This is a genomic window from Erwinia sp. V90_4 (assembly GCF_029967685.1).
Lineage (GTDB): Bacteria > Pseudomonadota > Gammaproteobacteria > Enterobacterales > Enterobacteriaceae > Erwinia > Erwinia aphidicola.
Genome location: NZ_JASCAQ010000020.1, coordinates 1 through 1,461, shown reverse-complemented (window position 1 = coordinate 1,461; position 1,461 = coordinate 1). Strand labels below are relative to the sequence as shown.

The window sequence follows — 1,461 nt, the reverse complement described above, 5'->3', positions numbered from 1 at the left end:
ATGTGTGATCTGATCCTTCAACTCAGCAAAAGTTCGATTTAATCAACAAAGCCGCTGCTGCGATGAACCCCGAACACGCGGCAGAGAGTGGCTAGGGGATAACGCGCCCTGAGTTTCCCGATTATTGATAATTTTTCAGGGAGTCTGAAATCAAGAGCGCGGTAGCCTTTTTTAATATTTCGTTCTCCATTTCAATACGTTGTAGCTTTTTCTTCAGTTCACGTATTTCGATTTTTTCCGATGTAATCGGAGAGGGTTTTGGTGTTTTACCCTGACGCTCTTAACGCAGTTGCCCGACCCATTTTGTCATCGTGGAAAGACCGACATCCATAGACTTAGCGGCATCAGAGAAGGTGTAGTTTTGATCGACAACCAGCTGATCGAATTCGCGCTTGAATTCAGGACTAAAATTTCTTCTTTTCATTGGTGTACCTGTATTGTTCTGAGGTGAGTGAGCATATCACCTCTATTCAGATAGCCAAATTCAGTAAACCACTTCACTATCAAGGTGTAAATAACGTGCCAGCTGAAGTTAATCCGGTTCACTGGTAAATCTGCCATATATTTCATCCTCCTCAGTGGTCAAAAAATCAATAGAAATACCTCACTCCTTGCGTGGGAGAAATATTTTTTTACTTAAAATTTGTTATTTATTTTTATTTTGTTTTGTTTTTATTGTTTTTGTTGTTTTAAATCAATATGTTACGAGTGCTTGTTTGTTTGATTTTTGAGGGGGTGATCTATATGTTAATCATCCACTCTGAGGGTGGGTGTTTTTACGCGGTCAATTAGTTGACGATGCAACATTTAGTATATCGATTTTTAGTTTCTGTTTTATAAATGACAGGTCAGGTATCGTGCATATTTTTTCGGTTTTTCAGCGTTCGCTATTGTTTATTGCTCTATTTGTCAGTTTTTTAGCTTACGGAGACGGTAGAAGAAATACTACGCTCGATAATTTGATTGTCATTGCTGGGGGGAGCAGGGCTGGTCCTGCTGATGCTACAGATAATGGAGGTAAGCCTAATGGATCTGGAGGTAAATATTACGGTGTGGCCATTGGTTCTTTGGCTAAAGCATATTGGGCCAGTGTTGCTTTAGGTGATGGCGCGAGTTCTGATTCACTCTTTGGAACTGCTGTCGGTGTTAATTCATATATATCTAAAGAGTCAAATTACTCATTATCCATTGGTTATAACTCAAAGGTTACTAACTCTGAGTCTGCTATATCTTTAGGTAATGGAGCGTCTTCATTCAACGCTAATAATGCCGTTTCAATCGGTAATAATGCTCAAGTAACTGGATATAAAGACTCTGTAGCACTTGGAAGTAATTCAACTGTTAGTTCAGATGAACAAATGTCTATTGGGAATGATTCTCTCAAAAGAAGTCTTGTCAATTTAAAAGGCGGCAGCCTGGCCGCCGACAGCAGCGAGGCGGTTACCGGCGCCCAGCTGTACA

The 1,461-nt window shown here is 40.2% G+C and carries 2 pseudogenes; one reads left to right on the top strand and one right to left on the bottom strand.

Features of this window, described 5'->3' with window-relative positions:
* Positions 1-53 precede the first annotated feature (53 nt).
* Positions 54-424: pseudogene (locus tag QLG07_RS02570) on the bottom strand (transposase); the annotation flags it as partial.
* Positions 425-770: 346 nt separating this feature from the next.
* Here QLG07_RS02570 and QLG07_RS02565 point away from each other — a divergent pair.
* Positions 771-1,461: pseudogene (locus tag QLG07_RS02565) on the top strand (hypothetical protein); the annotation flags it as partial.